Source organism: Psychrobacter sp. (genome assembly GCF_036731945.1).
Classification (GTDB): Bacteria; Pseudomonadota; Gammaproteobacteria; order Pseudomonadales; family Moraxellaceae; genus Psychrobacter.
Genome location: NZ_DAINDI010000036.1, coordinates 15,373 through 17,563 on the forward strand (window position 1 = coordinate 15,373; position 2,191 = coordinate 17,563).

Consider the following 2,191-nt stretch of genomic DNA (forward strand, 5'->3'; position numbering starts at 1 on the left):
TGCCACGCTGGCGATGGCAGCCGTGACCTTTATTACCCGCGCTCTACCCGCTTTAATACCTAAAAAGCTGCTAGATACGCCGTGGCTACATCGCTTAAATGAAAGTCTGCCGCTATCTGTGATGGTATTACTTATTTTAACCAGCCTTTCTTATCAAGGTTTGTCAGGTGATACTGGATTCCAAGCTGGCTTAAATAATGCCGAAGTGCATTTGTTCATGGCGCAAGTTGGCGCGTTATTATCAGTATTAGTCGTTTATCATATTAGTCGTCAGTTACTGGTCAGCATGATCGTCGGTATCGCGGCAATTAATGGTTTTTTGTGGTTATTTCCCCATTTCTTAGGCTGATTAAAAGTTTAGTGTATAGAGTATAGTGACTTTAAAAAGATACAGCGCGGCTGGGATGAATTTTTCGTAACCTCTGTGATAACAGCAAGCAAGGAAAATTTATACCAGCCGCCTATGGCTGTTTATTCATCATTTTATTTCATACTGACTACGTTTATTTGTGCCCATAAAAAATGCTGGAATCCTTATGAATCCAGCCTTTTTATTTTGTCATTATTTTAAGCTGTTTATTCGCTTATAGCTCTTCTACGCCCATCATATCGACTGGGGTATCAGCAACGATTTGCACGCCTTTTTTGCCTGTTTTGGCGGTGTCGTTACGTTGCTCTTGTAGATGATCAAGATACGCTTCGTTGATTTGCCCAGTAATATAGCAGCCATTAAACACCGCACAATCGAAGCCTTCAACCTTGCTATGCTTGGTGTCTTTAACCGCTTCAATCAAATCGTCCAAATCTTGGAAAATCAAGCGGTCGGCACCGATAATCTCACGTACCTCTTCAACGCTATGACCTGAAGCAATTAGCTCGCTACGCACTGGCATATCGATACCGTAAACGTTTGGATATTTAACCGGCGGCGCAGCACTGGCAAAAAACACCTTACGAGCACCGGCATCACGCGCCATTTGGATAATTTCATGACACGTCGTGCCGCGAACGATTGAATCATCGACCAAAAGGACGTTTTTACCTTTAAACTCAAGCGGTACGGCGCTTAACTTTTGACGCACTGATTTTTTACGTTGCTGCTGACCTGGCATGATAAAGGTACGACCGATATAGCGGTTTTTCATAAACCCTTCACGGTATTTGACGTTCATCTTTAGCGCCAGCTCCATCGCTGAGGTACGCGAAGTATCAGGAATAGGAATAACCACATCGATATCGTGGTCTTCACCCCATTCAGCAAGGATTTTATCGGCCAGTTTTTCACCCATACGTAGGCGTGATTTATAAACCGAGATATTATCCATAATGGAATCTGGACGGGCAAAATACACATATTCAAAGATACAAGGCGTGTACTCTTTTTGCTCAACGCACTGATGCGTATGCAGTTTATGGTCCAAATCAATAAATATCGCTTCGCCCGGTTTGACATCACGGACAATGCTAAAGCCTGAACCTGTCAAGGCGACTGACTCTGAGGCGACCATATATTCTGTGCCGCCGTTGGCTGCCATACGCTTACCAAAAATTAGCGGACGGATACCGTTTGGATCACGGAATGCTAGCAACCCATGACCTGTAATCATAGCAACCACGCCATAAGCGCCTTCAATACGGCTATAAACCGCTGTTACTGCTGCAAAGATATCCGTAGGCGTCGGGTGGGTTTTATTGATATTTTGCATTTCATGCGCAAGCACGTTTAGCAACACCTCAGAGTCTGAGTCGGTGTTTAAATGACGGCGATCTTCTTGATACAAAGATTTTGCCAAACCTTCAGCATTAGGTTACCATTGTGCGCAAGGGTAATACCATAAGGCGAGTTGACGTAAAAAGGCTGTGCTTCGGCGCTACTTGAGGTACCAGCGGTCGGGTAACGGACGTGACCGATACCAAACTTACCTACCAGTTTTAGCATATGACGGTTCATAAACACGTCACGTACCATGCCATTTTCTTTACGTAAATAAAGACGCCCATCCTGTAAAGTCACAATACCTGCCGCATCTTGCCCGCGATGCTGCAACATGGTTAAGGCATCATAAAGAATTTGGTTGACCGGCTCATGAGCTGCGACCCCAACGACTCCACACATAGTTGTATCCTATTTTGTACCACACATTGATAACACAATAACGGCTGATAAGGTTGTCTTAAATGTTTGCCTATC

Annotated in this window: 1 protein-coding gene and 1 pseudogene; one reads left to right on the forward strand and one right to left on the reverse strand. The window is 44.3% G+C overall.

Going from position 1 to position 2,191, the window contains the following annotated elements:
- Positions 1-349: AzlD domain-containing protein (locus V7D75_RS08755; protein ID WP_333614252.1), on the forward strand; the 349-nt coding region annotated here is incomplete at its 5' end.
- A gap of 235 nt (positions 350-584) precedes the next feature.
- On the opposite strand, the pseudogene purF reads toward V7D75_RS08755, so the two are convergent.
- Positions 585-2,116: pseudogene (purF, locus tag V7D75_RS08760) on the reverse strand (amidophosphoribosyltransferase).
- Positions 2,117-2,191: the final 75 nt, after the last annotated feature.